Consider the following 401-nt stretch of genomic DNA (forward strand, 5'->3'; position numbering starts at 1 on the left):
AGCCATGAAGAGTTTATCCGCCGTTTTGTGATGCATATTTTACCGAAAAGATTTGTAAAAATCCGTCATTATGGTTTTTTGAGCAGCACCTGGAAGCGTATCAAACTTAAAAATCTACAACAAAATTTAGGCATCCAGCCCAAAGAAAAGCTTCCGCCAAAAGCTTTTCAGCCGAAATGTACGTGTTGTAAAGATGGAAATCTTGTGACGATTGCCACGTTCGATCTACGAGGTCCGCCAAGTTGGTTTTTGGAGATGAGCCGAAATTTACCTGCTCCTAAATCTGCATTTTAGCGGATTTGGGTAAGGGAAATGTTAACCTAACGTGAAGGAAAGCACGATAAAACCAAGAAAAACTCGCCAAAATCACCCACAAAAAAAGAGACTCTTCTCAAAGTCTC

At 40.4% G+C, this 401-nt stretch carries 1 protein-coding gene; it reads left to right on the top strand.

The window, feature by feature from the left end; translation table 11 throughout:
* Positions 1-294 (top strand): transposase (locus QWT87_RS21160; protein WP_302718729.1); only part of this gene is annotated, 294 nt, incomplete at its 5' end.
* Between the last annotated feature and the right edge of the window lie 107 nt (positions 295-401).

It is taken from the genome of Chryseobacterium urinae, assembly GCF_030518295.1.
Lineage (GTDB): Bacteria > Bacteroidota > Bacteroidia > Flavobacteriales > Weeksellaceae > Chryseobacterium > Chryseobacterium mucoviscidosis.